The following is a 24,905-nucleotide window of genomic DNA, read 5'->3' as shown; positions in this document are numbered from 1 at the left end:
TAGTCTGTTTGAGGAAAGCAATAGAAGACTAGCTAGTCCTCATTATCATTTCCACTTCCATCAGCTAGCATTACCTAGATTGAGTCAAAGGGATATAACAGTCGTTAATCTCAGCTTTACGCACCCCTAGTGGTTGTTTTCTTTTTTCTACAGTATAGCATATTTTTATAGTTTATATAGTGAAATTTGACTGCAAATCTCTCGTTACAGGATTAGAATTCTATTTTTCGAAAAAATAATAAAAATTATAGTTGACAAATGTAGATTTTGAGAGTATACTAATAACTGTAATCGACAAATGTAGATTTAGGAGGTGTGATGATGCAGATTTCAGATGCAGAATGGCAGGTCATGAAGATTATTTGGATGCAAGGAGAGCAGACCAGTACGGATTTGATCAGGGTTCTGGCGGAGCGGTTCGACTGGTCCAAGTCGACCATTCAAACTCTTTTGGCTCGTTTAGTTGAGAAAGAGTGTCTGACAAGGAAAAAAGAAGGCAAGTTCTTTGTCTATTCAGCCCTTTTAACTCTGGACCAGAGTCGAGACTTGCTTGTCCAAGATATCAAAGACAAGGTTTGTTCTCGTAGGATTAAGAACTTGTTGGCTGATTTGATTGTGGAATGTGATTTCACTTTGGCTGACTTGGAAGACTTAGAAGCTGTGATTTCTAAGAAGAAATCAAGCGCTGTAACAGAAGTAAGATGTAATTGTATGTAAAGGAGACGTCATGTTAAATAGTATTGTAACCATTATTTGTATTGCCCTTATCGCGTTTATCTTGTTTTGGTTTTTCAAAAAGCCTGAAAAATCTGGACAAAAGGCCCAGCAAAAAAAGGGTTACCAAGAGATCCGAGTGGAAGTCATGGGGGGCTATACGCCTGAGTTGATTATTCTTAAAAAATCAGTGCCAGCCCGCATTGTCTTTGACCGCAAGGACCCTTCACCCTGTCTAGATCAGATCGTCTTTCCAGATTTTGGTGTGCATGCGGATCTTCCTATGGGTGAAGAGTATGTAGTGGAAATCACACCTGAGCAGACTGGAGAGTTTGGCTTTGCATGTGGTATGAACATGATGCACGGCAAGATGATTGTAGAGTAGGAGGAGACTATGACAGAAATTGTGAAAGCAAGCCTAGAAAATGGCATTCAAAAAATCCGTATCCGAGCTGAAAAAGGCTATCATCCAGCTCATATTCAGCTTCAAAAAGGGATTCCGGCTGAGATAACTTTTCATCGTGTGACGCCATCAAACTGTTACAAAGAAATCCTTTTTGAAGAAGAAGGTATCTTGGAACCAATCGGCGTGGACGAGGAGAAGACAATTCGTTTTACGCCTCAAGAGTTGGGGCAACATGAATTTTCATGTGGCATGAAGATGCAAAAGGGGAGTTATATCGTAGTTGAGAAGACGCGAAAATCTTTGTCACTTTTGCAACGTTTTTGGATTACCAGTATCTTTACTGTGCCGCTAGTTATTCTCATGATTGGGATGTTGACAGGGACTATCAGTCATCCAGTCATGCATTGGGGCACCTTTTTAGCCACGACGCCTATCATGCTAGTGGCCGGTGGTCCTTATATCCAAAGTGCTTGGGCTAGTTTTAAAAAGCACAATGCCAACATGGATACCTTGGTGGCACTGGGAACCCTAGTAGCCTATCTCTATAGTCTAGTTGCTCTCTTTGCTGGTCTCCCTGTTTACTTTGAAAGTGCTGGATTTATCCTCTTCTTCGTTCTTTTGGGGGCGGTTTTTGAGGAAAAAATGCGAAAAAACACTTCTCAAGCTGTGGAGAAATTACTAGATTTGCAGGCTAAAACAGCAGAAGTCTTGCGTGAGGATAGCTATGTCCAAGTTCCCTTGGAGCAAGTCAAGGTAGGTGACCTGATTCGAGTGCGTCCCGGTGAAAAGATCGCGGTTGATGGTGTTGTTGTCGAAGGTGTCTCCAGTATTGATGAATCCATGGTGACAGGTGAGAGCCTGCCGGTAGACAAAACAGTTGGAGATACTGTGATTGGCTCCACTATCAATAATAGTGGAACACTGGTTTTTAAAGCAGAAAAAGTTGGTTCAGAGACTGTCTTGGCTCAGATTGTGGACTTTGTGAAGAAAGCCCAGACCAGCCGTGCACCGATTCAGGATTTGACGGATAAGATTTCAGGAATTTTTGTCCCAGCAGTTGTCATTTTAGCGATTTTGACTTTTTGGATTTGGTTTGTCTTACTTGGGGCTAGTTTTGTGACCTCTCTACTTTATGGTGTGGCAGTTTTGATTATCGCTTGCCCTTGTGCCCTAGGTCTTGCAACACCAACAGCCCTCATGGTAGGAACAGGGCGGAGTGCCAAGATGGGGGTTCTCCTAAAAAATGGAACCGTCCTACAGGAAATCCAGAAAGTCCAAACTCTCGTCTTTGATAAAACAGGAACTTTGACGGAAGGAAAACCAGTGGTCACTGATATCATTGGCGACGAGACAGAAGTACTTGGCTTAGCTGCCTCTTTGGAAGAAGCCTCTCAACACCCACTGGCTCAAGCTATTATCAAGCGAGCGAGTGAAGCAGGACTTGAGCTTCAACCTGTAGAAAATTTCCAAGCCCTACACGGAAAAGGTGTTTCAGGGCAAATCAATGGGAAACAAGTCTTGCTTGGAAATGCTAAAATGCTAGATGGCATGGATATTTCGAGCGCTTATCAGGAAAAACTAGAAGAACTGGAAAAAGAAGCTAAGACAGTTGTGTACTTGGCTGTTGACAATGAAATCAAAGGCTTGCTTGCCCTGCAAGATATTCCCAAAGAAAATGCCAAGCTTGCCATCAGTCAGCTGAAAAAACGTGGTCTCCGAACAGTGATGTTGACAGGAGATAATGCTGGAGTGGCGCGAGCTATTGCAGACCAGATTGGTATCGAAGAGGTCATTGCTGGTGTTTTGCCAGAAGAAAAAGCGCATGAAATCCATCAACTTCAACAGGCTGGTAAAGTAGCCTTTATCGGAGATGGTATCAATGATGCGCCAGCCCTTAGTGTAGCGGATGTGGGGATTGCTATGGGAGCTGGAACAGATATTGCCATTGAATCAGCAGATCTTGTCCTTACAACCAACAATTTACTAGGATTGGCACGTGCTTTTGATATGAGTAAGAAGACCTTTAATCGTATTCTACTCAATCTTTTCTGGGCTTCTATCTATAACCTCATTGGTATTCCGATTGCAGCAGGAGTCTTTTCAGGAATTGGTCTCGTTCTCAATCCAGAACTGGCTGGTCTAGCCATGGCTTTTAGTTCTGTATCTGTTTTAACCAGTTCACTCATGCTAAACTTTAGTAAAATAGACTAAAAGCGAGCTTGCTCGCTTTTTATTATAAAACAGTTGTATAAAACGTTTTCAAACTGTACTGTAATAGAGAATAAAAACTTCTGAGCACATTCTTAGGAGACCCAAAACAAATGTGGTAAAGTAGTAGAGTAAAAATTTGCTGAAACGTTTCCAATTAGTATATGAAAACGGATTTATCAAGTTTTAAAAATATTTGAAGGAGAGTTATCATTATGACTCAAGGGAAAATTACTGCATCTGCAGCAATGCTCAACGTATTGAAAACATGGGGTGTAGACACTATCTACGGTATCCCATCAGGAACACTCAGCTCACTTATGGACGCTTTGGCTGAAGACAAAGATATCCGTTTCTTGCAAGTTCGCCACGAAGAAACAGGTGCTCTTGCAGCGGTTATGCAGGCTAAATTTGGCGGATCTATCGGTGTTGCAGTTGGTTCAGGTGGACCTGGTGCAACTCACTTGATCAATGGTGTTTACGATGCAGCTATGGATAACACTCCATTCCTTGCTATCCTTGGATCACGTCCAGTTAACGAATTGAACATGGATGCCTTCCAAGAATTGAACCAAAACCCAATGTACAACGGTATCGCTGTTTACAACAAACGTGTAGCTTACGCAGAGCAATTGCCAAAAGTGATTGACGAAGCTTGCCGTGCTGCCGTTTCTAAAAAAGGTCCAGCTGTCGTTGAAATTCCAGTAAACTTTGGTTTCCAAGAAATCGACGAAAACTCATACTACGGTTCAGGTTCATACGAGCGTTCATTCATCGCTCCTGCTTTGAACGAAGTTGAAATCGACAAAGCTGTTGAAATTTTGAACAACGCTGAACGTCCAGTTATCTACGCTGGTTACGGTGGTGTTAAAGCTGGTGAAGTAATCACTGAATTGTCACGTAAAATCAAAGCGCCAATCATCACAACTGGTAAAAACTTCGAAGCGTTCGAATGGAACTACGAAGGTTTGACAGGTTCTGCTTACCGTGTTGGTTGGAAACCAGCCAACGAAGTGGTCTTTGAAGCAGACACAGTTCTTTTCCTTGGTTCAAACTTCCCATTTGCTGAAGTTTACGAAGCCTTCAAGAACACTGAAAAATTCATCCAAGTCGATATCGACCCTTACAAACTTGGTAAACGACATGCCCTTGATGCTTCTATTCTTGGTGATGCAGGTCAAGCAGCGAAAGCAATCCTTGACAAAGTGAACCCAGTTGAATCAACTCCATGGTGGCGTGCAAACGTGAAGAACAACCAAAACTGGCGTGATTACATGAACAAACTCGAAGGTAAAACTGAGGGTGAATTGCAATTGTACCAAGTTTACAATGCAATCAACAAACATGCTGATCAAGACGCTATCTACTCAATCGACGTAGGTGACACTACTCAAACATCTACTCGTCACCTTCACATGACACCTAAGAACATGTGGCGTACATCTCCACTCTTTGCGACAATGGGTATTGCCCTTCCTGGTGGTATTGCTGCTAAGAAAGACAATCCAGATCGCCAAGTATGGAACATCATGGGTGACGGTGCATTCAACATGTGCTACCCAGACGTTATCACAAACGTTCAATACGACCTTCCAGTTATCAACGTTGTCTTCTCAAATGGTAAATATGCCTTCATCAAGGACAAATACGAAGACACAAACAAACACTTGTTTGGTTGTGACTTCCCTAATGCTGACTATGCGAAAATCGCTGAAGCTCAAGGAGCTGTTGGATTTACAGTTGACCGTATCGAAGACATCGATGCAGTTGTTGCAGAAGCTGTTAAATTGAGCAAAGAAGGTAAAACTGTTGTTATCGATGCTCGCATCACTGAACACCGTCCACTTCCAGTAGAAGTACTTGAATTGGATCCAAAACTTCACTCAGAAGAAGCAATCAAAGCCTTCAAGGAAAAATACGAAGCAGAAGAACTCGTACCATTCCGTCTCTTCTTGGAAGAAGAAGGTTTGCAATCACGCGCAATTAAATAATTCCTTCGTGGAACTTAAAAAGATCGGAGCAATCCGGTCTTTTTATGGAGTATAGTAAATGAATTTAAATCAATTAGATATTATCGTTTCAGATGTTCCACAAGTCTGTGCTGACTTGGAGCGTATTTTGGATAAAAAGTCCGATTATGTTGATGACAGTTTTGCTCAGTTTACGATTGGCAGTCACTGTCTGATGTTGTCCCAAAATCATTTGATTCCTTTGGAAGATTTTCAGTCAGGAATCATTCTTCATATTGAGATTGAGGATCTAAATCAGAATTACCAACGGTTAAAAGAGATCGGTGTCGAGATTTTACACGGTCTTTGTGAAACGGATTGGGGAACAGAGTCCTTATTAGTTAAAGGGCCTGCTGGTCTAGTGATTGATTTTTATCGTATGAAGTAGGTAATTCTATTATCAAATTTTTTATCTAAACATTCTTGGAGTGAAACTTAAAAAGATCGGAGCAATTCGATCTTTTTTGTATTTATGCGACTTTCAGTCCGTCTCGCTCCGTTAGGTGCGAGACAAAAAACCACCCGTTTTCACGGGTGGTTATGATTTCTACACTTATTGTTTGGCTTCCTGTTTTAATTGTTGCACCTGTTCCTCGTACTGGACAAGCTCCCTGTCTTTTATATTGATAGTCGCTTCTGCTTCAGCAATGCGGCTTCTCAGATCTTGAGTCTTGTTATGGTGATAGCTAATACCAATAGCACTACCAGCAATGATCCCGATTACTAGACAAGTAAAAATCACCAAAATCAAGGGAGCAGATAGTTGTGTAAAGACAAGACTGACAGTTACTGTTTGACGATTGAGTAGACCAAATGAGATCACAATGACTAATAAGCTCAAACCGCCAATTAGATAAGCCTTATCTTTCAGTGACAATTCATTAAATTTTTTTAGCATAAGTTCCTTTTCTCCTGACTATGTTGATAGAAAACTACACACCATTTAGGTATTAACAAAATTCATTTTACTAGAAAATTTCGATACTGTCAATAATTTCTAACGGCTTATTTACCATCAATCAATCGATTCATTGAAAAGGAGTATTCATTTTCTAATATTTGATTGAGTAAACAGAACGGAGCAATTCGGTCTTTTTTCTGTTCCCTCTTTCTTATAACAAGATTGTGATAGTTTATATCTTTATAACAAAAGTTTTAAAGACTTGATTGTTTTGAAAGAATATTTTAAAATAAGATTCAGTAAAAATGAAAGAGGTTTTGAAAATGTCTGAAAAACAAATGAAAATTTTAGGTTGGGTAGCGACCTTTATGTCTGTTATGATGTATGTGTCTTACTTCCCACAAATTATGAACAACCTGGCTGGTCAAAAAGGGAACTTTATCCAGCCCTTGGTTGCAGCCATCAACTGTAGTCTCTGGGTTTACTACGGTCTTTTCAAGAAAGAAAGAGATATTCCACTTGCGGCTGCTAATGCACCAGGTATCGTTTTTGGCCTAGTAACGGCTATCACAGCTTTGATTTAAAAAGAAGACTGGTTTCAGTCTTTTTTTCGTATATATAAAAGTAAGTTTAGTGCTATTATTATCCAGAGGGTTCCAAACTTTTTGCCTCCTTTTTAGTATAATAGAAGTAATAAATCAATCGAGGTAAAGTGATGACAGAAATACTACAATTTCCAGAAGGATTCCTCTGGGGTGGTGCTACGGCAGCTAATCAATGTGAGGGTGCTTATAATCAAGATGGCCGTGGTCTTGCTAATGTGGATGTGGTACCGATTGGTCCAGACCGTGAGGCTATTATTACAGGTCAGAAAAAGATGTTTTCGTTTGAGGAGGGCTATTTTTACCCAGCAAAGGAAGCCATTGATATGTACCATCATTACAAGGAAGATATTGCGCTTTTTGCAGAAATGGGATTTAAAACCTATCGACTTTCCATTGCTTGGACTCGGATTTTTCCTCAAGGTGACGAAGCAGAGCCAAATGAAGTTGGTCTAGCTTTTTATGAGGATTTATTTAAGGAATGCCACAAGTATGGAATTGAACCACTGGTGACCATCACGCATTTCGATTGCCCCATGCACTTAATTAGGGAGTACGGTGGTTGGCGCAATCGTCGTATGTTGGACTTTTACGCAAATCTCTGTCACACCCTCTTTACCCGTTACAAGGGCTTGGTCAAGTACTGGCTCACCTTCAACGAAATCAATATGATTCTGCATGCCCCCTTTTTAGGAGCTGGGATTTGTTTTGAAGAAGGAGAAAATCAAGAACAGATCAAATACCAAGCAGCCCACCATGAGCTGGTAGCCTCGGCTATGGCGACTAAAATTGCTCACGAAATTGATCCAGAAAACAAGGTGGGATGTATGTTGGCAGCAGGACAATACTATCCCAACACTGCCCATCCGAGAGACTACTGGGCAGCTATGGAGGAAGACCGTAAGAGTTACTTCTTCATTGACGTCCAAGCGCGTGGGGAATACCCAAACTATGCCAAGAAACAGTGGGAGCGTGAGGGGATAGAAATTGAAATGACGGCAGAGGATTTGGATTTGTTGAAGAATCACACTGTTGATTTTGTTTCCTTCTCTTACTATGCGAGTCGAGTGGCCTCAGGCGATCCAGAAGTGACGAATCTGACCGCTGGAAATGTCTTTGCCTCTATCAAAAATCCTTATCTAGAATCCTCTGAATGGGGTTGGCAGATTGACCCACTGGGGCTTCGTATCACCCTCAATGCTATCTGGGATCGTTATCAAAAGCCTATGTTCATCGTAGAAAATGGCCTCGGTGCTATGGACACGCCAGATGAAAATGGATACGTAGCAGATGACTATCGGATTGCTTATCTAGAAGCCCACATCAAGGCTATGCGAGATGCTATTTACCAAGATGGCGTTGAATTGCTTGGTTATACGACTTGGGGTTGTATAGATCTGGTTTCTGCTGGAACAGGCGAAATGAACAAGCGTTATGGTTTTATCTATGTGGATCGTGATAATGCAGGTCAAGGAAGTCTCAAACGGAGCAAGAAGAAATCCTTCTACTGGTACAAGGATGTCATTGCCAGCAATGGTGCAAGTATTAAGTAGAGCACATTTGTTCACTATTTTTATAAAATCTTCTCCCTACTTTATAAGATGTGAAAAAGAGTTCAATTAGACCTGGCTTTTTGCTATAATGAAGTGAGAAAAATAGACAGGAGATCAAGATGTCAGAACCATTATTTTTACAATCAGTTATGCAAGAAAAAATCTGGGGTGGAACCAAGCTACGTGATGAGTTTGGCTACGACATTCCAAGTGAAAAAATCGGAGAATACTGGGCTATTTCAGCCCACCCAAATGGAGTTTCAAAGGTCGCTAATGGGCGTTTTGAGGGAACAGACCTAGCTACTTTGTATGCGGAACACCGTGAATTGTTTGGTAACCGTCCAGAACCTGTGTTTCCACTGTTGACCAAGATTCTCGATGCCAACGACTGGCTCAGTGTCCAAGTTCACCCAGACGATACCTATGGACTAGAGCACGAAGGCGAGTTAGGGAAAACAGAGTGTTGGTACATCATCGCAGCAGACGAAGGTTCAGAGATTATCTATGGCCACAATGCCAAATCAAAAGAAGAACTCCGCCAGCAAATCGAGGACAAGAACTGGGATACCTTGCTGACAAAAGTTCCAGTTAAAGCTGGAGATTTCTTCTATGTACCAAGCGGAACCATGCACGCTATCGGGGCGGGTATCTTGATTCTTGAAACCCAGCAGTCTAGCGATACCACCTACCGTGTTTATGACTTTGACCGCAAGGACGACAAGGGCAACTTGCGTGAACTTCACCTTGAAAAATCCATCGATGTTTTAAACATTGGAGAGCCTGCCAATAGCCGTCCTGTAACTATCAAAGCAGATGATCTACGTTCCACTCTCCTTGTGTCTAATGACTTCTTCGCAGTTTACAAGTGGGAAATCACTGGAAAAGTTGACTTTAAAAAGACAGCAGACTACAGTTTGTTTAGTGTCTTAGCTGGTCAAGGTCAGCTTACTATTGACGGGAAAAACTATCCAATCCAAAAAGGTAGCCACTTTATCCTACCAAGTGATGTTGAAGCTTGGACCCTAGAAGGGCAAGGTTTGGAATTGATTGTTAGCCATCCATAAAAAAAGAAAGGGCCTGAGTTTACTACTCAAGTCCTTTTTGATTACATAAATTGGGCGATAAAAACCACAATGATGATAATAGGAATGATGAAACGAAGGAGGAAAAGCCAGACTTGGAAAAGTCCTTGTTTCCATGCTCTTTCATCAAGATGGAGTTCCTCCTTAGCATGAGCCTTCTTAAAGATGTAGCCTGTAAAAAGTGACAGGCAGAGAGCTCCAAATGGCATGAGGAGATTGGAAACCAAGAAATCCATAGCATCAAAGAAGGTCTTCCCAAAAATGTGAACATCCGCCATGACCCCATAGGATAGAGCTGAAGGAATTCCAAAGACAAAGGTCAAGATTCCTAAAATAGCACTCCATTTAGCACGCTTGCGATTGTCCTGATTGGTGATATTGCCCACATTGATTTCCAGCATAACGACAGAAGAAGTGACCGTCGCAAAGAGGAAAAGCAAGAGGAAAAGGATGTAGAAAATGGTTCCAAAAGGCATCTTGTCAAAGAGTTGAGGCAAGACGATAAAGAGCAGGCTTGGTCCCCCTTCCGACTGGATATTGAAAGCTGACATGGCTGGGAAAATGGCTAGTCCCGCCATGATGGAAACCGAGATGTTCATGGCTACGATGGAAATCCCTGACTGGACCAGATTGGTTTTCTTGTCCAAGTAGGAAGCATAGGTCAGCATGGCTGTAACCCCTAGTGAGAGGGCAAAGAAAGATTGTCCCAGAGCATAGAGGAGACCAGCGCTGGTCAGTTTTGAAAAGTCTGGTTTGAGGAAGTAGAGAACCCCTTCCATGGCGTTTGGCAAGCTGAGCGAGCGCCCGATGATCACGACAAAGATGATAAAGAGCATAGGCATCATGACTTTCGAGGCTCTTTCAATTCCTTTTTGAACCCCACGTGATACAATAAAGATATTCAACAAGATAAAGGCTGCTTGAGCTCCTAGGGCAATGGCTGGATTTGAAATGATTGAAGTAAATAACTGAGCATAATCACCCGTACCGCCAAGCTGGAACAATTTCCCAAACTCAATTCCTAGATAGACTAGAATCCAACCTCCGATGACACTGTAAAAGGAGAGGAGGATAAAGAGGGCAAAGGCACCAATCCAACCGATAAAGTTGTACTTGTTATTCTTGCCTAGTTTTCCAAAGGTTTTGATAGCGGAAACGCCAGCACTACGGCCAAGGGCAAACTCAGCAAGCAGGAGCGGGAAACCGATTAAAATGGTAGAAATAAGAAAGACTAGTAAAAAGCCTCCACCGCCATTAGCAGCAGTCATGTAGGGAAATTTCCAAACGGCTCCAAGTCCGATGGCTGAACCAGCAGATGCTAGGATAAAGCCTAGTTTCGAGCCCCATTGCGATTTTTCTGACATAGTTGAACTCCGATCTCGTTTTTTAAAATAAGAAAAGGCTACTTGAGTTGTCAAATAGCCCTCTCTCAATGGCTCTTTATGAGCCTTCTGTTTGATTGATAGACTTGACTATCCTATCATGTTTTCTAAGGTCTGTCAAGAAAACCATTTTCAAGTTTTCACACCTTTCTCAAAAAGTTAAAAATTTTTCGTAAAAACGCTTGACTCTGACCTAGGGGGAGGGGTTATACTATCAATGTAATACTCTTCGAAAATCAAATTCAAACAACGTCAGCGTCGCCTTACCGTACTCAAGTACAGCTTGCGGCTAGCTTCCTAGTTTGCTCTTTGATTTTCATTGAGTATAAGGAGGAAATCATGTATCATATAAAAGAAGCTGCGCAGCTTTCAGGTGTCTCTGTTAAGACTCTGCATCACTACGATAAGATAGGGCTCTTGGTTCCCTTAAAGTCGGAAAACGGCTATCGAACCTATAGTCAGGAGGATTTGGAACGACTTCAGGTCATTCTGTACTACAAATATCTAGGCTTTTCTTTAGAAAAAATAGCAGAGCTGTTAAAGGAAGAAAGGACAGATTTATTGCCCCATTTGACTAGGCAGTTGGATTATCTAACTCGAGAAAGGAAACACCTGGATACCTTGATTTCCACCTTGCAAAAAACCATTCAAGAACAAAAAGGAGAAATAAAAATGACGATTGAGGAAAAATTCACTGGATTTAGCTATCAAGATCATCAAAAATACCACCAAGAGGCGGTAGAGAAATATGGACAAGAAGTCATGGACCAAGCTCTTGAGCGCCAAAAAGGTCGCGAAGACGAGTCTACGGCCGCCTTTAACCAAGTCTTTCAAGCCTTGGCTCAAAATCTTCAAGATGGTCTGCCTGCAACAGCAGCTGAAAACCAAGAAGAGGCAGCTAAACTCTGGCAAGCTATTCGTACTTATGGATTTGACTGCTCTATTGAAGTCTTCGGCCATATCGGTAAAGGATACGTCTACAACCCAGAGTTTAAGGAAAACATTGACAAATTTGGACCTGGAACAGCTCAATACACATCAGATGTCATTGCTATTTACGTTCAGACAAATGCAGAATAAATAGGCTAGGAATTTCCTAGCCTATTTTTTACTTCAAGTCATAAAGCCAGTCGTCACCGTCTTTGTAGTAAAAGAATTCACTGAGATCATCTTCCAAAAAAACACGAAGCATATCAGACATATCATCGGTTGCCAGTTTTAGTTGAGAGAGATTTTCAAACTCTTCCCACCATACCTTTCCTTCGTCTGAAGATTGTAGCTCACCAGTAAAGTGTTCGGTCTTGTAAAATAGGACGACATAACGATAATCCTCGTCGTCATACCAGTCTTTAATACCACAGAGTTGGGGTTTTGAAATAGTTAGTCCAGTTTCTTCTTTCACTTCACGAATGACAGCTTCGACAAAGGATTCGCCACGTTCAACATGCCCGCCAGGAAAAGTAATACCAGGCCAGTCAGGGCTAACTCTGTCTTGGACCAGCACCTTGTCTCCGTTTTGAATCATACACATATTGACAAATTCGACTAATTCTCGCCTGTTCATATTGTTTTTCCTATTTTGTTAGTAACTTTTCCACGACGTTTAACTTTCGCATGGTCAGAACCACGCCAAACAATTTTTCAAGATAGTTAGTATTGAGCTTTTTTTGTTTTGCAGTTCTAGGAAGATAGAGGTAGAGACAGTAATCGCCTACACAGATTTCTTCCTCGCCGTAGTCAGTTTTCAATTTTTCTAGTGGCAGACTTTGGATAAGTCCTTGATAAAGAATTACATGCACACGATCATGAAGATAGTCTTCTTTAAATGGATTCTCATGAACAATCTTTTCAAAATCGTTCTTATTCTTGATAACCATTTTTAAGTCGGCCCCAATTTTTTCCTTTATCAAAGTATGAACGCGTTCTCGTATTTCTTCTAAATCTGAGTCACTCTCAAGAATGATATTCCCACTTTGAATATAGGTTCGAACGTGTTGAAAACCAGCTTCTGTCAAAATATCTATCAAATAAGACATTTTCGGGATAGCATTTTTTCCATTAGGAGTAACGCCTCTCAGTAAAATAATATGTTCCAAAGGACTTCCTTTCTTACTTGGTATTTATTGGATTGGAGCCTGCCACCCAGCCGGTGCAGAGGGCAGAAGTAATGTTAAAGCCACCCGTGTGGGCATTGATATCCAGTACCTCGCCAGCAAAGTGGAGACCAGGAACGAGCTTACTTTCCAGAGTTTTGGGATTGATTTCCTTAAGACTGACGCCTCCTTTAGTAACAAAGGACTTAGCCAATGACATTTTACCAGTCACAGGAATTTTGAGAGCCTTGATAGATTGGACAAGTTGCTCGCGTTCTTTTTCAGTTAGCTGTTTAACTTTGTCAGGATAGCCTTGCACAAAGAACTCTGCTAAACGTTCTGGCAACAAAGTTTTTAAAGCATTTTTCAAGAATTTTTCTCGATTTTCCTCTAGAAATGCCAACAAGTCGCTCTCAGAAAGTTGAGGCAAGACATCGAGTGAGAGAACCTCTCCGCCCTTGACAAAGCTAGACATGCGTAGGGCAGCAGGACCTGACAAACCAAAGTGGGTAAAAAGCAAATCATGAGTGATGACATGCTTGCCGTAGCTTAGGGTCACATCGTCCAGTGAAATTCCCTGCAAGGCCTTATGGGGGAAATCAGTCAACAAAGGACTCTCAGCAGCCTCAAGCTCAGTAATGGAGTGTTTAAAATGACGGGCGATCTCATGTCCAAAACCAGTCGAACCAGTCGAAGGATAGGATTTTCCACCAGTTGTGACAATGAGTTTATCACAAGTGAAGCTTTGGTCTGCGGACTTGAGGACGAACTGGTCGTCTATCTTTTTAACCGAAACAATCTCTGTTTGAGTAGCAATTTGCCCGCCAAGTTCAATGATTTTCTTCTCCAAGGCTTCGATAATGGTCCGAGATTTGTCGCTAGCAGGAAAGACACGGCCGTGGTCCTCAACCTTTAGTTTAACACCGTTTTCCGTGAAAAAGTTGATGATATCGTGGTTATCAAACTGGGAAAAGACACTGTAAAGAAAGCGTCCGTTCCCAGGGATGCCAGCTAGTAGGTCATCTAGAGTTCCGTTGTTAGTCACATTGCAACGTCCCCCACCAGTCCCAGCTAATTTTTTTCCAAGTTTCCGATTTTTTTCGATGAGAAGAGTTTTCTGACCATAAAAGCTACTGGAAATCGTAGCCATCATGCCAGCAGGTCCCCCACCAATGACAATAGTATCAAAATGTTTCATAGCTCTATTGTACCATAAAAAATAAGAGATGCTTGGCATCTCTTGTTGCTCATAATCTTAGTTAATTTCATATCCCATCAACAAACCGCCATCTTCTGCATAAAAACTGCAGAGACCAGATGTTGGAAGAATCTTAATTTCAGCTTGTGGGAATGTTTCCAGCAAGCGTTCTGACAATTGCTGACAGAATTTATCATTGCTGCGATGAGCCATGACGATACGGCCACCAGCATAACCAGCCTTGATGAGTTCTTCATAGGCTGCTTGAAGGGATTTTTTGGGTCCACGAGCTTTTTGGAGCAGTTCTAGGGTTCCAGTTTCACTTGCTTCCCCAACCATACGGATGTTGAGAAGGCCAACGACAGTACCGATAAGCTTACTCAAACGACCATTTTTGACCAAGTTATCGACTTTAGCAAGGACAAAGAGCAACTTCGTTTTTTCTTGGTAGGCTGTGATAGCTTCAACAATTTCCTCATAAGAAAGTCCTTGATCAATCAAGCTATTGATTTTCTCGACAATCAAGTCAACTTCACCACCTGCAGACAAAGTATCGATTACATGAATCTGAGTGTCATGGTGTTCTTCCAGATAGATATTCTTAGCGAGCTGTGCACTATTATGGCTACCTGAAAGAGTACCAGTAATGGTAACGACAAAGATATGCTTAGCACCTTCAAATGCACGTAAGTAATCATCAGGGCTAGGACAGGCTGATTTTGAAGCCTCAGAAGTCGCATACATGGTTTTCATCATGTGGTCAATGTCAAGATTGGCATCATCGATAAAGACCTGATCAGCTACTTGAATGGTTAAAGGAACACTCACAAATTCAGTATCGATAGCAGGAGTTGCCAGTTGACGATAATCACAACCAGAGTCAGCTACAATCTTCCAAGTCATAGAAATTCTCCATCTTTGTCACTTATACATTGACAAAGGTTCTGTCTTTTTTTACAATTATATCATGAAAGCCCTTGAAACAAAAGTACCACCTCTCTGTTGTCACAAGTAGAAAGAAATTGTTATGTCTGAACGTAAAATATCTGAAAAATCTCTTGAAAATCTCAGAAAATCAAATCAAGAATCCAATTTTTTAACCAGAGAAGCAATCGAGACGGCTCTTTTGCAACTTCTAGAGAAAAAAGACTTGGCCAAGATCAGCATTTCGGAGCTGGTCAAACGGGCGGGCGTCTCTCGTGCTGCCTTCTATCGTAACTATGACTCCAAAGAAGAGATTTTGGAAAGTGTTTTTAAACGCAGTGTCCATAACATTATGGAACAGTTGAGCCACTACGATGTTAAAACAGACCTTTATCTAGTCTGGGTACACCTTTTCCGCGCAGCCAAGAAAGAAGCCAAAGTTATCCAACTTGCTCTGGACTACCATTTGGAAAAGATTTTTGTCCAAGCCATGCAGGAATTTCTAGAAAAATACCACGGAAAGTCAAAAGGCGTTAGCAGCTACCTTCATTCCTTTTGGAGTTCTGCCATCGTATCGGTTCTGCTCAAATGGATCAAGGATGGCATGAAGGTTCCGGCTGAAAAGATTGCAGATTTACGCTTGCCATTTTTCAAAAAATAGAGGAAAAGGAGAAGACTTATGACAGAAAAAAGACTGGCTTGGGATGAGTACTTTGCAGCCCAGGCTTTACTGATTGCCAATCGTTCGACCTGCAAACGTGCCAAGGTGGGAGCTGTCCTCGTTAAGGACAATAAAGTCATTTCAACAGGCTACAATGGTTCCGTATCAGGAACGGAACACTGTATTGACCATGAATGTCTGGTCATTGAAGGTCACTGTGTTCGAACCCTTCACGCCGAGGTTAATGCTATTCTCCAAGGGGCTGAGCGAGGGGTTCCCAGAGGATTTACAGCCTATGTGACCCATTTCCCTTGTCTGAACTGCACCAAACAATTGCTACAAGTTGGTTGTAAGCGCGTGGTTTATATCAACCAGTACCGAATGGATGACTATGCCCAGTACCTTTATCAAGAAAAAGGCACCGAGTTGACCCATTTACCATTAGAGACTGTTCAGGCAGCTCTTCAAGAGGCAGATTTGATTTAAAAATTAATTAAAATAAATAGTTTAGGAAGCTTTTTAAACCGTTTTTTGATATAATAAGAAGAATAAATTGAAAGAAGGAACTCAGAAAATGGGAAAAATTGAAGTCATTAATCATCCACTCATTCAACACAAATTGTCTATCTTGCGTCGTACAGACACTTCTACAAAAGCTTTTCGTGAGCTAGTAGATGAGATTGCAATGTTGATGGGATATGAAGTACTTCGTGATCTTCCACTTGAAGACGTGGAAATCGAAACACCTATCACAAAGACCGTTCAAAAACAATTGGCTGGTAAAAAATTGGCGATTGTCCCAATCTTGCGTGCAGGTATCGGGATGGTAGATGGCCTCTTGAGCTTGGTTCCAGCAGCTAAAGTTGGTCATATTGGTATGTACCGTGATGAAGAAACCCTTCAACCAGTTGAATACTTGGTGAAATTGCCTGAGGATATTGACCAACGTCAAATCTTTGTTGTTGATCCAATGTTGGCAACTGGTGGCTCAGCAATCTTGGCAGTAGATTCCCTTAAAAAACGTGGTGCTTCAAATATCAAGTTTGTCTGCCTAGTATCTGCTCCAGAAGGTGTGAAAGCTCTTCAAGAAGCACACCCAGATGTAGAAATCTTTACAGCAGCCTTGGATGAACGCTTGAACGAACACGGTTATATCGTTCCAGGTCTTGGAGATGCTGGAGACCGCTTGTTCGGTACTAAATAAAATCCCAAAGTAAATAGTGAAACTAGAAGTTCGTTTTTAACTTGAAAGGAGGTTGAGTTTTTGTTTCTGTTTAGAGAATAGAGCAAAAATTTGACCTTTTTTGACCAAAAAGATATAATAGTTCTGTATTGAGTCGTAAGACTAAGAAAATTCAACATAAAAGGAGAAATGAATGATTCCTGTAGTTATTGAACAAACAAGCCGTGGAGAACGTTCCTATGACATTTACTCTCGCCTTCTGAAAGACCGCATCATCATGCTAACAGGTCCAGTTGAAGACAACATGGCCAACTCCGTTATCGCCCAATTACTTTTCTTGGATGCCCAAGATAGTACAAAAGATATTTATCTTTATGTCAACACACCTGGGGGCTCTGTTTCAGCTGGTTTGGCAATCGTTGATACCATGAACTTTATCAAGGCAGATGTCCAAACAATCGTTATGGGGATGGCTGCATCCATGGGGACTGTCATTGCATCAAGTGGCGCAAAAGGCAAACGTTTCATGCTTCCAAATGCAGAGTACATGATTCACCAACCAATGGGTGGTACAGGTGGTGGTACCCAACAAACCGATATGGCAATCGCTGCAGAGCACTTGCTTAAAACTCGTAAGACTTTGGAGCAAATCCTTGCAGATAACTCTGGTAAATCAGTCGAGCAAATTCATGCAGATGCAGAACGTGATTACTGGATGAGTGCCCAAGAAACACTTGAATATGGCTTTATTGATGAAATCATGGCCAATAATTCTTTAAGCTAAGCAACCTAGAAAGCAAACTCGACGGAGTTTGCTTTTTTTGATATAATAGGAGAAGATTTCTTAGAAAGAGGATTCCTCATGTTTGAAAAAACAAATCGATCAGGATTAATCATCTATCTCTACTATAATCGAGATGCAAAAAAAATTCAGGAATACGGTGATATCTGTTACCATTCCAAAAAACATCGTTACTTGCAACTCTATGTTCCAACTGAGGAGCTAGATGACTTAGTTGAGAGATTAGGTAAGGAAAGATATATCAAGAAAATTAGACGTTGCCATATTCAAGAGCTAGAAACTCCCTTCGTTGGGAATCTCTATCGAACCGAAGAAAACGTTATCATTTAAAAAAGTTAAACAAATACATTGACAATTTTCTGATAATTCGGTATATTCTTAACATACAATTTTTGAAACAACTATAAGGAGATTAAAAATGAAGAAAAAATTTGCCCTATCTTTTGTGGCTCTTGCTAGTGTGGCTCTTCTTGCTGCCTGTGGAGAGGTCAAGTCAGGAGCGTCAAACACAACTGGAAATCCAGTAGACGAAAAAACAATTAAAATCGGTTTTAACTTTGAAGAGACAGGTGCTGTGGCAGCTTACGGTACAGCTGAACAAAAAGGTGCCCAACTTGCTGTAGACGAAATCAACGCTGCAGGTGGAATTGATGGAAAACAAATCGAAGTTGTAGACAAAGACAACAAGTCAGAAACTGCTGAAGCAGCTTCTGTTACAACAAACCTTGTTACCCAATCAAAAGTAGCAGCTATTGTAGGACCTGCGACATCTGGTGCAACTGCTGCAGCTGTAGCTAACGCTACTAAAGCTGGAGTGCCATTGATTTCACCAAGTGCTACTCAAGACGGTTTGACTAAAGGTCAAGATTACCTATTTATCGGAACATTCCAAGATAGCTTCCAAGGGAAGATTATTTCTAACTATGTAACAAACAAATTAAATGCTAAGAAGGTTGTTCTTTATACTGACAATGCTAGTGACTATGCTAAAGGTATTGCTAAATCTTTCCGCGAAGCCTACAAGGGTGAGATTGTAGCAGATGAAACGTTTGTAGCAGGTGATACTGACTTCCAAGCAGCCCTTACTAAAATGAAAGGGAAAGAGTTTGACGCTATCGTAGTTCCAGGTTACTACACAGAAGCTGGTAAAATTGTAAACCAAGCTCGTGGTATGGGAATTGATAAACCAATCGTTGGTGGAGATGGATTTAACGGTGAAGAATTTGTTCAACAAGCAACTGCTGAAAGAGCATCAAACATTTACTTCATCTCTGGATTCTCAACCACTGTTGATGTTTCTGCAAAAGCTAAATCTTTCCTTGAAGCATACCGTGCTAAATACAACGAAGAGCCTTCAACATTCTCAGCTTTAGCCTATGACTCAGTTTACCTAGTAGCAAATGCTGCAAAAGGTGCTAAAAACTCAAGTGAGATCAAGGACAACCTTGCTAAAACCAAAGATTTTGATGGTGTAACTGGTCAAACAAGCTTTGATGCTGACCACAATACAGTGAAAACTGCTTACATGATGACCATGAACAATGGTAAAGTTGAAGAAGCAGAAGTTGTAAAACCATAACATTAGAATAGTAATTGAAATGGGGAATGAGCCTTTGACTCACTCCCTGTTTCGGTGTTTATGAACTTGTGAAAATAATGAAATTTTCTAAAAAATAACGATAGAAAAGAGTGAATGCTATGCTCCAACAACTTGTGAATGGTCTAATTCTGGGTAGTGTTTATGCACTTTTGGCTCTGGGTTATACCATGGTTTATGGAATTATCAAACTCATCAACTTCGCCCATGGCGATATTTACATGATGGGTGCCTTTATTGGTTACTTTTTGATTAATTCTTTCCAAATGGATTTCTTTTTAGCTTTAATTATTTCAATGGCAGGAACCGCACTACTTGGTGTTGTGATTGAGTTTCTTGCATACCGTCCTTTACGACACTCTACACGTATTGCTGTATTGATTACTGCCATCGGAGTGTCTTTCCTACTGGAATACGGAATGGTTTATCTAGTAGGTGCCAATACTCGTGCCTTCCCTCAAGCAATTGAAACAGTCCGCTTTGACTTGGGACCAATTAGCTTGACAAATGTTCAATTGATGATTTTAGCAGTTTCTGTGCTGTTGATGGTTTTATTGCAATTGATCGTCCAAAAAACAAAAATGGGGAAAGCCATGCGTGCAGTATCAGTTGATAGTGACGCAGCTCAATTGATGGGAATTAATGTAAATCGTACAATCAGCTTTACCTTTGCTTTGGGTTCAGCCCTTGCTGGTGCAGCAGGTGTCCTCATTGCCCTTTACTACAACTCTCTTGAACCTTTGATGGGTGTGACTCCAGGTCTAAAATCATTCGTTGCGGCCGTACTCGGTGGTATCGGGATTATTCCTGGTGCAGCTCTAGGGGGATTTGTGATTGGCTTGTTGGAAACATTTGCTACTGCCTTCGGTATGTCTGATTTCCGTGATGCTATCGTATATGGAATCTTGCTTTTGATTCTGATTGTTCGACCTGCAGGTATCCTTGGTAAGAATGTGAAAGAGAAGGTGTAAACAATGAAGACAAATCTTAAAGTAAATATTCTCTGGTTATTCCTTCTATTAGCGGGTTATGGGTTGATTAGTGTACTGGTTTCTGCTGGTGTTCTCAATCTATTCCATGTCCAAATTTTAGAACAAATTGGGATTAATATCATCCTTGCAGTAGGCTTGAACTTAATCGTTGGTTTTTCAGGACAATTCTCACTTGGTCATGCAGGTTTTATGGCGATTGGGGCTTATGCAGCAGCGATTATTGGTTCAAAATCACCAACCTATGGTGCTTTCTTTGGAGCGATGGTCTTGGGCGCTTTGATTTCTGGTGCAGTCGCTTTGCTCGTTGGAATTCCAACTCTACGCTTGAAGGGGGACTATTTGGCCGTCGCGACACTAGGTGTTTCAGAAATCATTCGTATCTTTATCATTAATGGTGGAAGTTTGACCAACGGTGCTGCTGGTATCTTGGGTATCCCTAACTTCACAACTTGGCAAATGGTTTACCTTTTTGTGATTATCACAACTATTGCAACCCTTAACTTCTTACGTAGTCCGATTGGACGCTCTACTCTATCTGTTCGTGAGGATGAGATTGCTGCGGAGTCCGTTGGGGTAAATACTACAAAGATCAAGATTATCGCTTTTGTCTTTGGTGCCATTACAGCAAGTATTGCTGGTTCTCTTCAGGCAGGATTTATCGGTTCAGTTGTACCAAAAGATTATACTTTCATCAACTCAATCAACGTTTTGATCATTGTTGTATTTGGAGGACTTGGTTCTATTACAGGTACGATTGTTTCTGCGATTGTTTTGGGAATTTTAAATATGCTCCTTCAAGATGTGGCTAGCGTACGTATGATCATTTACGCTTTGGCTCTTGTATTGGTTATGATTTTCAGACCAGGTGGACTTCTTGGAACATGGGAATTGAGTCTATCACGTTTCTTTAAAAAATCTAAGAAGGAGGGACAAAACTAATGGCATTACTTGAAGTTAAACAGTTAACCAAACATTTTGGCGGTCTAACAGCTGTTGGAGATGTCACTCTTGAATTGAACGAGGGAGAATTGGTTGGTTTGATTGGACCAAACGGAGCTGGAAAAACAACCCTTTTCAATCTCTTGACGGGTGTTTATGAACCAAGCGAAGGTACTGTCACATTAGATGGTCACCTCCTAAATGGGAAAACTCCCTATAAGATTGCTTCACTTGGTCTCAGTCGTACTTTCCAAAATATTCGTTTGTTCAAGGACTTGACAGTTTTGGAAAATGTTTTGATTGCATTTAGCAATCATCATAAACAACATGTCCTTGCGAGCTTCCTACGCCTACCAGCTTTTTATAAGAATGAGGAAGAATTAAAAAGCAAAGCTTTGGACTTGCTGAAGATTTTTGATTTGGATGGTGACGCAGATACTCTTGCCAAGAATCTGGCCTATGGTCAACAACGTCGATTAGAAATTGTTCGTGCTCTGGCAACTGAACCTAAGATCCTCTTTTTGGACGAACCTGCAGCTGGTATGAATCCACAAGAAACAGCTGAATTGACAGAATTGATCCGTCGTATCAAAGATGAATTTAAAATTACCATCATGCTCATCGAACATGACATGAATTTGGTTATGGAAGTCACTGAGCGTATCTATGTTCTTGAATATGGTCGGTTGATTGCTCATGGGACTCCGGATGAGATCAAGAACAACAAACGCGTTATCGAAGCTTATCTAGGAGGTGAAGCCTGATGTCTATGTTAAAAGTTGAAAACCTCTCTGTGCATTACGGTATGATCCAAGCAGTTCGTGATGTAAGTTTCGAGGTTAATGAAGGTGAAGTTGTTTCTCTTATCGGTGCCAATGGTGCTGGTAAAACAACCATTCTTCGTACCCTTTCAGGTTTGGTTCGCCCAAGTGCTGGTAAAATTCAGTTTTTGGGAAAAGAAATTCAAAAGTTGCCTGCGCAAAAAATCGTGGCAGGTGGTCTTTCACAAGTTCCTGAGGGACGCCATGTTTTTCCAGGCTTGACTGTTATGGAAAACTTGGAAATGGGAGCTTTCTTGAAGAAAAATCGTGAAGAAAATCAAGCCAACTTGAAAAAAGTCTTTTCACGTTTCCCTCGTTTGGAAGAACGTAAAAACCAAGATGCGGCAACTCTTTCAGGTGGTGAACAGCAGATGCTGGCTATGGGACGCGCTCTCATGTCTACACCTAAGCTCCTTCTCTTGGATGAGCCGTCAATGGGACTTGCCCCAATCTTTATCCAAGAAATTTTTGATATCATTCAAGATATTCAGAAGCAAGGAACAACGGTTCTCCTAATTGAACAGAACGCTAACAAGGCCCTTGCTATCTCTGACCGTGGTTATGTACTTGAAACAGGAAAGATTGTCCTATCAGGAACAGGAAAAGAACTCGCAGCATCTGATGAAGTCAGAAAAGCATATCTAGGTGGCTAAAAAGGTCCGGGGGACCTTTTTAGTCGGCGGATAAGAATTGTGCAGCAATTCTCCTTTAGTCTGGGAGACTAGTTTAGGTTGTGGATGGAGATTGCGCACGCAATCCCTCTATAGTCCGGGGGACCTTTTTAGTCGGCAGATAGAGATTGCGTAAGCAATCATCCAATCCAGTGGATTGTTTTAGTCGGCGGATAAGAATTGCAACCAAGCGAAACCTAATACGGCTACTTATCAAAAATATAAAATATTTCAGGGCTCCAGAATAAGGAGCTCTTTTATTTATATGTTTTTTGAGGAAAGGGAAGAAGGTCTTAATTTTTACTCATTGTTTCCTTATTTGAATTGACAGTCCTTTTTGTTCATATTATAATATGAGTAAGAAAAAATTGAACAAGAGGACTGAGAATGGTAACAGAAAAACAATTTAAACTTTTGAGTTTTATGTTGACACATAAAGAAAAGACCTTTACTCAGAGACAGTTAGCTGAAGAGTTAGACCTATCTTTAGGGACAGTTAACATATTATTGAAAAAGCTGAAAGAAGAGAAGTGGGTTGATGAGGAGCTTCACTTAACAGAGCTAGGTCAGAAAATTTTAGAACCCTATCGAGTAAAAAATGCCATTATAATGGCTGCTGGCATGAGTAGTCGTTTTGCTCCTTTGTCTTATGAAATTCCTAAAGGATTGCTTCAAGTCAAGGGGGAACGCTTGATTGAGAGGGAAATCAGACAACTGCAAGAAGCAGGAATAGAAGATATAACCGTTATTGTAGGCTACCTACAAGAAAAAATGTTCTATCTTGCAGAGAAGTTTGGTGTAAAAATTGTAGTGAATAATGATTACTACAAATACAATAACTGCTCGTCTCTTATGTTGGTTAAAAATCAACTTTCCAACACTTATATTTGTTCATCAGATAATTATTTTGTGGAAAATCCTTTTGAGCAATATATTTATAGAGGTTACTACTCGACGATATATGCAGAAGGTCAAACGGACGAATATTGTGCTATAGAGGATTCGAATCACACCATCATTGATATCCAGATTGGTGGAGAAAATACTTGGGCCATGGTGGGGCACGTTTATTTTGACCGTGCATTTAGCGAGAAATTTAAGGAAGTTTTAGAAACCGAGTTTAAGCACGAACCTTATCGTGAACAGCTTTGGGAGGATTACTATAGTCGCTATGTCAAGGAACTCCTTTTAGAAGCCCGCCACTATTCAGCGGATATTGTTAAAGAATTTGATTCACTAGATGAACTCCGTCAATTTGATGAACGTTATTTGGTAAATGCAGACTCAGCTATTATCGATAATATCTGTAAGACATTAAAGTGTGTGGCTTCAGATATTGTCAATATCAAACCTCTAAAAGATGGGTTAACCAACACATCATTTTCATTTGACTGTCTAGGAAAAAGATATGTTTACCGTCATCCGGGCAGGGGAACGGAAAATTATATCGACCGAGCTAGTGAAGCAGCTTCTATGGAAATTGCTGCAAAATTAAAGATTGACCGTACCTTCGTAGCTATGAACAAGGATGAGGGCTGGAAAATTTCAGAATTTATTCCCAATGCTAAGCAACTGGATTATGATAATTGGGATGATGTGGCACAAGCAATGGATCTCTTGAGACGGTTACACCAATCTGGAGAAAAAACGGAACATTCCTTTGACCAATTTGAGGGAATTGATGATTTTAGAGAAAAATTGAAGGCTAGAAATCGATTTGAATTTGATGGCCTCGAGGAATTGGATGAAACTGTTTCACTTCTCAAAAATCATTTACAGAATGATCCCAAACAGGTTGTCCTTTGTCATGGAGATTCCTATAGTCCTAATTTTTTGTTAAATGAAGCAGGCGAAATGAGCTTGATTGATTGGGAATATTCTGGAATGGGAGAGCCAGCAGGAGATTTGGGGACCTTTATCGCGTGTTCCAACTATACCGTAGAGGATGCTGAAAAAGTACTGGAATTGTATCTACAAGAAGTACCAGATAAGAAAACCAAACGTCACTACTTGGCTTATGTAGCAGTGACCTCATATTATTGGTTCTTGTGGGCTTTGTTCCAGGAGAGTGTCGGAAAACCAGTCGGTGAGTTTCTTTACATCTGGTATCGGTATACCAAACAATATGGACAACTGGCCCTTGACTTGTATTTGGAGGAGAACTGAG

Annotated in this window: 26 protein-coding genes and 1 riboswitch; of the genes, 20 read left to right on the top strand and 6 right to left on the bottom strand. The window is 41.0% G+C overall.

Annotation, left to right across the window (positions count from 1 at the left end; translation table 11 throughout):
• Nucleotides 1-39 precede the first annotated feature (39 nt).
• Nucleotides 40-138, bottom strand: a riboswitch (TPP riboswitch).
• Between the two features lie 183 nt (nucleotides 139-321).
• From GMD6S_RS03200 to GMD6S_RS03180, 5 genes are all read left to right on the top strand, one after another.
• Nucleotides 322-717, top strand: coding sequence for a CopY/TcrY family copper transport repressor (locus GMD6S_RS03200; RefSeq protein WP_001167199.1), 396 nt, complete (start codon nucleotides 322-324; stop codon nucleotides 715-717).
• A gap of 10 nt (nucleotides 718-727) precedes the next feature.
• On the top strand, nucleotides 728-1,099 hold the full coding sequence (locus tag GMD6S_RS03195; RefSeq protein WP_000935056.1) for a cupredoxin domain-containing protein: 372 nt from the start codon (nucleotides 728-730) through the stop codon (nucleotides 1,097-1,099).
• A gap of 9 nt (nucleotides 1,100-1,108) precedes the next feature.
• Nucleotides 1,109-3,331, top strand: a complete 2,223-nt coding sequence (locus GMD6S_RS03190; protein ID WP_000136320.1) for a heavy metal translocating P-type ATPase — start codon at nucleotides 1,109-1,111, stop codon at nucleotides 3,329-3,331.
• Nucleotides 3,332-3,543: 212 nt separating this feature from the next.
• Nucleotides 3,544-5,319: a pyruvate oxidase gene (gene spxB / locus GMD6S_RS03185; protein ID WP_000191811.1), complete on the top strand. Its 1,776-nt coding sequence runs from the start codon at nucleotides 3,544-3,546 to the stop codon at nucleotides 5,317-5,319.
• A gap of 58 nt (nucleotides 5,320-5,377) precedes the next feature.
• Nucleotides 5,378-5,725: a VOC family protein gene (locus tag GMD6S_RS03180; RefSeq protein ID WP_001052641.1), complete on the top strand. Its 348-nt coding sequence runs from the start codon at nucleotides 5,378-5,380 to the stop codon at nucleotides 5,723-5,725.
• 165 nt (nucleotides 5,726-5,890) lie between these two features.
• Here the strand turns inward: GMD6S_RS03180 and GMD6S_RS03175 are convergent, their stop codons facing one another.
• Nucleotides 5,891-6,235: a lipopolysaccharide assembly protein LapA domain-containing protein gene (locus tag GMD6S_RS03175; protein WP_000913393.1), complete on the bottom strand. Its 345-nt coding sequence runs from the start codon at nucleotides 6,233-6,235 to the stop codon at nucleotides 5,891-5,893.
• Between the two features lie 326 nt (nucleotides 6,236-6,561).
• Here GMD6S_RS03175 and GMD6S_RS03170 point away from each other — a divergent pair, with 326 nt between their 5' ends.
• From GMD6S_RS03170 to manA, 3 genes are all read left to right on the top strand, one after another.
• Nucleotides 6,562-6,822, top strand: a complete 261-nt coding sequence (locus tag GMD6S_RS03170; RefSeq protein ID WP_001291473.1) for a SemiSWEET family transporter — start codon at nucleotides 6,562-6,564, stop codon at nucleotides 6,820-6,822.
• A gap of 131 nt (nucleotides 6,823-6,953) precedes the next feature.
• Nucleotides 6,954-8,393, top strand: coding sequence for a 6-phospho-beta-glucosidase (locus GMD6S_RS03165; RefSeq protein WP_000136073.1), 1,440 nt, complete (start codon nucleotides 6,954-6,956; stop codon nucleotides 8,391-8,393).
• A 119-nt stretch (nucleotides 8,394-8,512) separates the two neighbouring features.
• Entirely contained in the window at nucleotides 8,513-9,457 is a 945-nt protein-coding gene (gene manA / locus GMD6S_RS03160) for a mannose-6-phosphate isomerase, class I (RefSeq protein WP_001294299.1), read from the top strand.
• A 41-nt stretch (nucleotides 9,458-9,498) separates the two neighbouring features.
• On the opposite strand, the gene GMD6S_RS03155 is transcribed toward manA, so the two are convergent.
• Nucleotides 9,499-10,839, bottom strand: coding sequence for a sodium-dependent transporter (locus GMD6S_RS03155; RefSeq protein WP_002874374.1), 1,341 nt, complete (start codon nucleotides 10,837-10,839; stop codon nucleotides 9,499-9,501).
• 357 nt (nucleotides 10,840-11,196) lie between these two features.
• Here GMD6S_RS03155 and GMD6S_RS03150 point away from each other — a divergent pair, with 357 nt between their 5' ends.
• Nucleotides 11,197-11,937: a MerR family transcriptional regulator gene (locus GMD6S_RS03150; RefSeq protein ID WP_000274787.1), complete on the top strand. Its 741-nt coding sequence runs from the start codon at nucleotides 11,197-11,199 to the stop codon at nucleotides 11,935-11,937.
• A 28-nt stretch (nucleotides 11,938-11,965) separates the two neighbouring features.
• On the opposite strand, the gene GMD6S_RS03145 is transcribed toward GMD6S_RS03150, so the two are convergent.
• The 4 genes from GMD6S_RS03145 to GMD6S_RS03130 are packed head-to-tail and all read right to left on the bottom strand — an operon-like array spanning nucleotide 11,966 to nucleotide 15,051.
• Nucleotides 11,966-12,421 carry an 8-oxo-dGTP diphosphatase gene (locus GMD6S_RS03145; protein ID WP_001081769.1) on the bottom strand — a complete coding sequence of 152 codons (456 nt, stop codon included), beginning with the start codon at nucleotides 12,419-12,421 and terminating at the stop codon, nucleotides 11,966-11,968.
• Between the two features lie 10 nt (nucleotides 12,422-12,431).
• Entirely contained in the window at nucleotides 12,432-12,953 is a 522-nt protein-coding gene (locus tag GMD6S_RS03140) for a DUF1697 domain-containing protein (RefSeq protein ID WP_000400042.1), read from the bottom strand.
• Between the two features lie 13 nt (nucleotides 12,954-12,966).
• Entirely contained in the window at nucleotides 12,967-14,148 is a 1,182-nt protein-coding gene (locus tag GMD6S_RS03135; protein WP_025172600.1) for an aminoacetone oxidase family FAD-binding enzyme, read from the bottom strand.
• A gap of 57 nt (nucleotides 14,149-14,205) precedes the next feature.
• A complete protein-coding gene (locus GMD6S_RS03130) occupies nucleotides 14,206-15,051 on the bottom strand; it encodes a DegV family protein (protein ID WP_000219952.1) in 846 nt (281 codons plus the stop codon).
• A 124-nt stretch (nucleotides 15,052-15,175) separates the two neighbouring features.
• Between GMD6S_RS03130 and GMD6S_RS03125 the strand changes: the two genes are divergently transcribed.
• The 11 genes from GMD6S_RS03125 to GMD6S_RS03075 all read left to right on the top strand — a co-directional run bounded on the left by GMD6S_RS03125 (nucleotide 15,176) and on the right by GMD6S_RS03075 (nucleotide 24,904).
• Nucleotides 15,176-15,733 carry a TetR/AcrR family transcriptional regulator gene (locus GMD6S_RS03125; protein WP_000003897.1) on the top strand — a complete coding sequence of 186 codons (558 nt, stop codon included), beginning with the start codon at nucleotides 15,176-15,178 and terminating at the stop codon, nucleotides 15,731-15,733.
• An 18-nt stretch (nucleotides 15,734-15,751) separates the two neighbouring features.
• Entirely contained in the window at nucleotides 15,752-16,219 is a 468-nt protein-coding gene (locus GMD6S_RS03120; RefSeq protein ID WP_000136993.1) for a deoxycytidylate deaminase, read from the top strand.
• Between the two features lie 88 nt (nucleotides 16,220-16,307).
• The gene (gene upp, locus GMD6S_RS03115) at nucleotides 16,308-16,937 is read left to right on the top strand and encodes a uracil phosphoribosyltransferase (RefSeq protein WP_000515974.1); all 630 of its coding nucleotides are present in this window, start codon (nucleotides 16,308-16,310) and stop codon (nucleotides 16,935-16,937) included.
• Between the two features lie 172 nt (nucleotides 16,938-17,109).
• Nucleotides 17,110-17,700 (top strand): ATP-dependent Clp protease proteolytic subunit ClpP, encoded by a 591-nt coding sequence (gene clpP / locus GMD6S_RS03110; protein WP_000613467.1) that lies wholly within the window; start codon nucleotides 17,110-17,112, stop codon nucleotides 17,698-17,700.
• A 78-nt stretch (nucleotides 17,701-17,778) separates the two neighbouring features.
• Complete coding sequence (locus tag GMD6S_RS03105) at nucleotides 17,779-18,048, top strand: YlbG family protein (RefSeq protein WP_000462101.1); 270 nt, start codon at nucleotides 17,779-17,781, stop codon at nucleotides 18,046-18,048.
• Between the two features lie 88 nt (nucleotides 18,049-18,136).
• Nucleotides 18,137-19,297, top strand: a complete 1,161-nt coding sequence (locus GMD6S_RS03100) for an ABC transporter substrate-binding protein (protein WP_000726131.1) — start codon at nucleotides 18,137-18,139, stop codon at nucleotides 19,295-19,297.
• A gap of 119 nt (nucleotides 19,298-19,416) precedes the next feature.
• The gene (locus GMD6S_RS03095; RefSeq protein ID WP_000941413.1) at nucleotides 19,417-20,286 is read left to right on the top strand and encodes a branched-chain amino acid ABC transporter permease; all 870 of its coding nucleotides are present in this window, start codon (nucleotides 19,417-19,419) and stop codon (nucleotides 20,284-20,286) included.
• 3 nt (nucleotides 20,287-20,289) lie between these two features.
• Entirely contained in the window at nucleotides 20,290-21,246 is a 957-nt protein-coding gene (locus GMD6S_RS03090) for a branched-chain amino acid ABC transporter permease (protein WP_000856263.1), read from the top strand.
• Nucleotides 21,246-22,010: an ABC transporter ATP-binding protein gene (locus GMD6S_RS03085; protein ID WP_001186014.1), complete on the top strand. Its 765-nt coding sequence runs from the start codon at nucleotides 21,246-21,248 to the stop codon at nucleotides 22,008-22,010. Before GMD6S_RS03090 ends, GMD6S_RS03085 begins: the two co-directional genes overlap by 1 nt.
• Nucleotides 22,010-22,720, top strand: coding sequence for an ABC transporter ATP-binding protein (locus GMD6S_RS03080; protein ID WP_000062207.1), 711 nt, complete (start codon nucleotides 22,010-22,012; stop codon nucleotides 22,718-22,720). The genes GMD6S_RS03085 and GMD6S_RS03080 overlap by 1 nt, the downstream gene beginning before the upstream one ends.
• A gap of 405 nt (nucleotides 22,721-23,125) precedes the next feature.
• Entirely contained in the window at nucleotides 23,126-24,904 is a 1,779-nt protein-coding gene (locus GMD6S_RS03075) for a phosphotransferase (protein ID WP_000255713.1), read from the top strand.
• The last annotated feature ends 1 nt before the right edge of the window (nucleotide 24,905 follow it).

It is taken from the genome of Streptococcus sp. GMD6S (genome assembly GCF_000297015.1).
The sequence above is the reverse complement of the archived record's forward strand: the minus strand, read 5'-3'. Positions and strand labels throughout refer to the sequence as shown.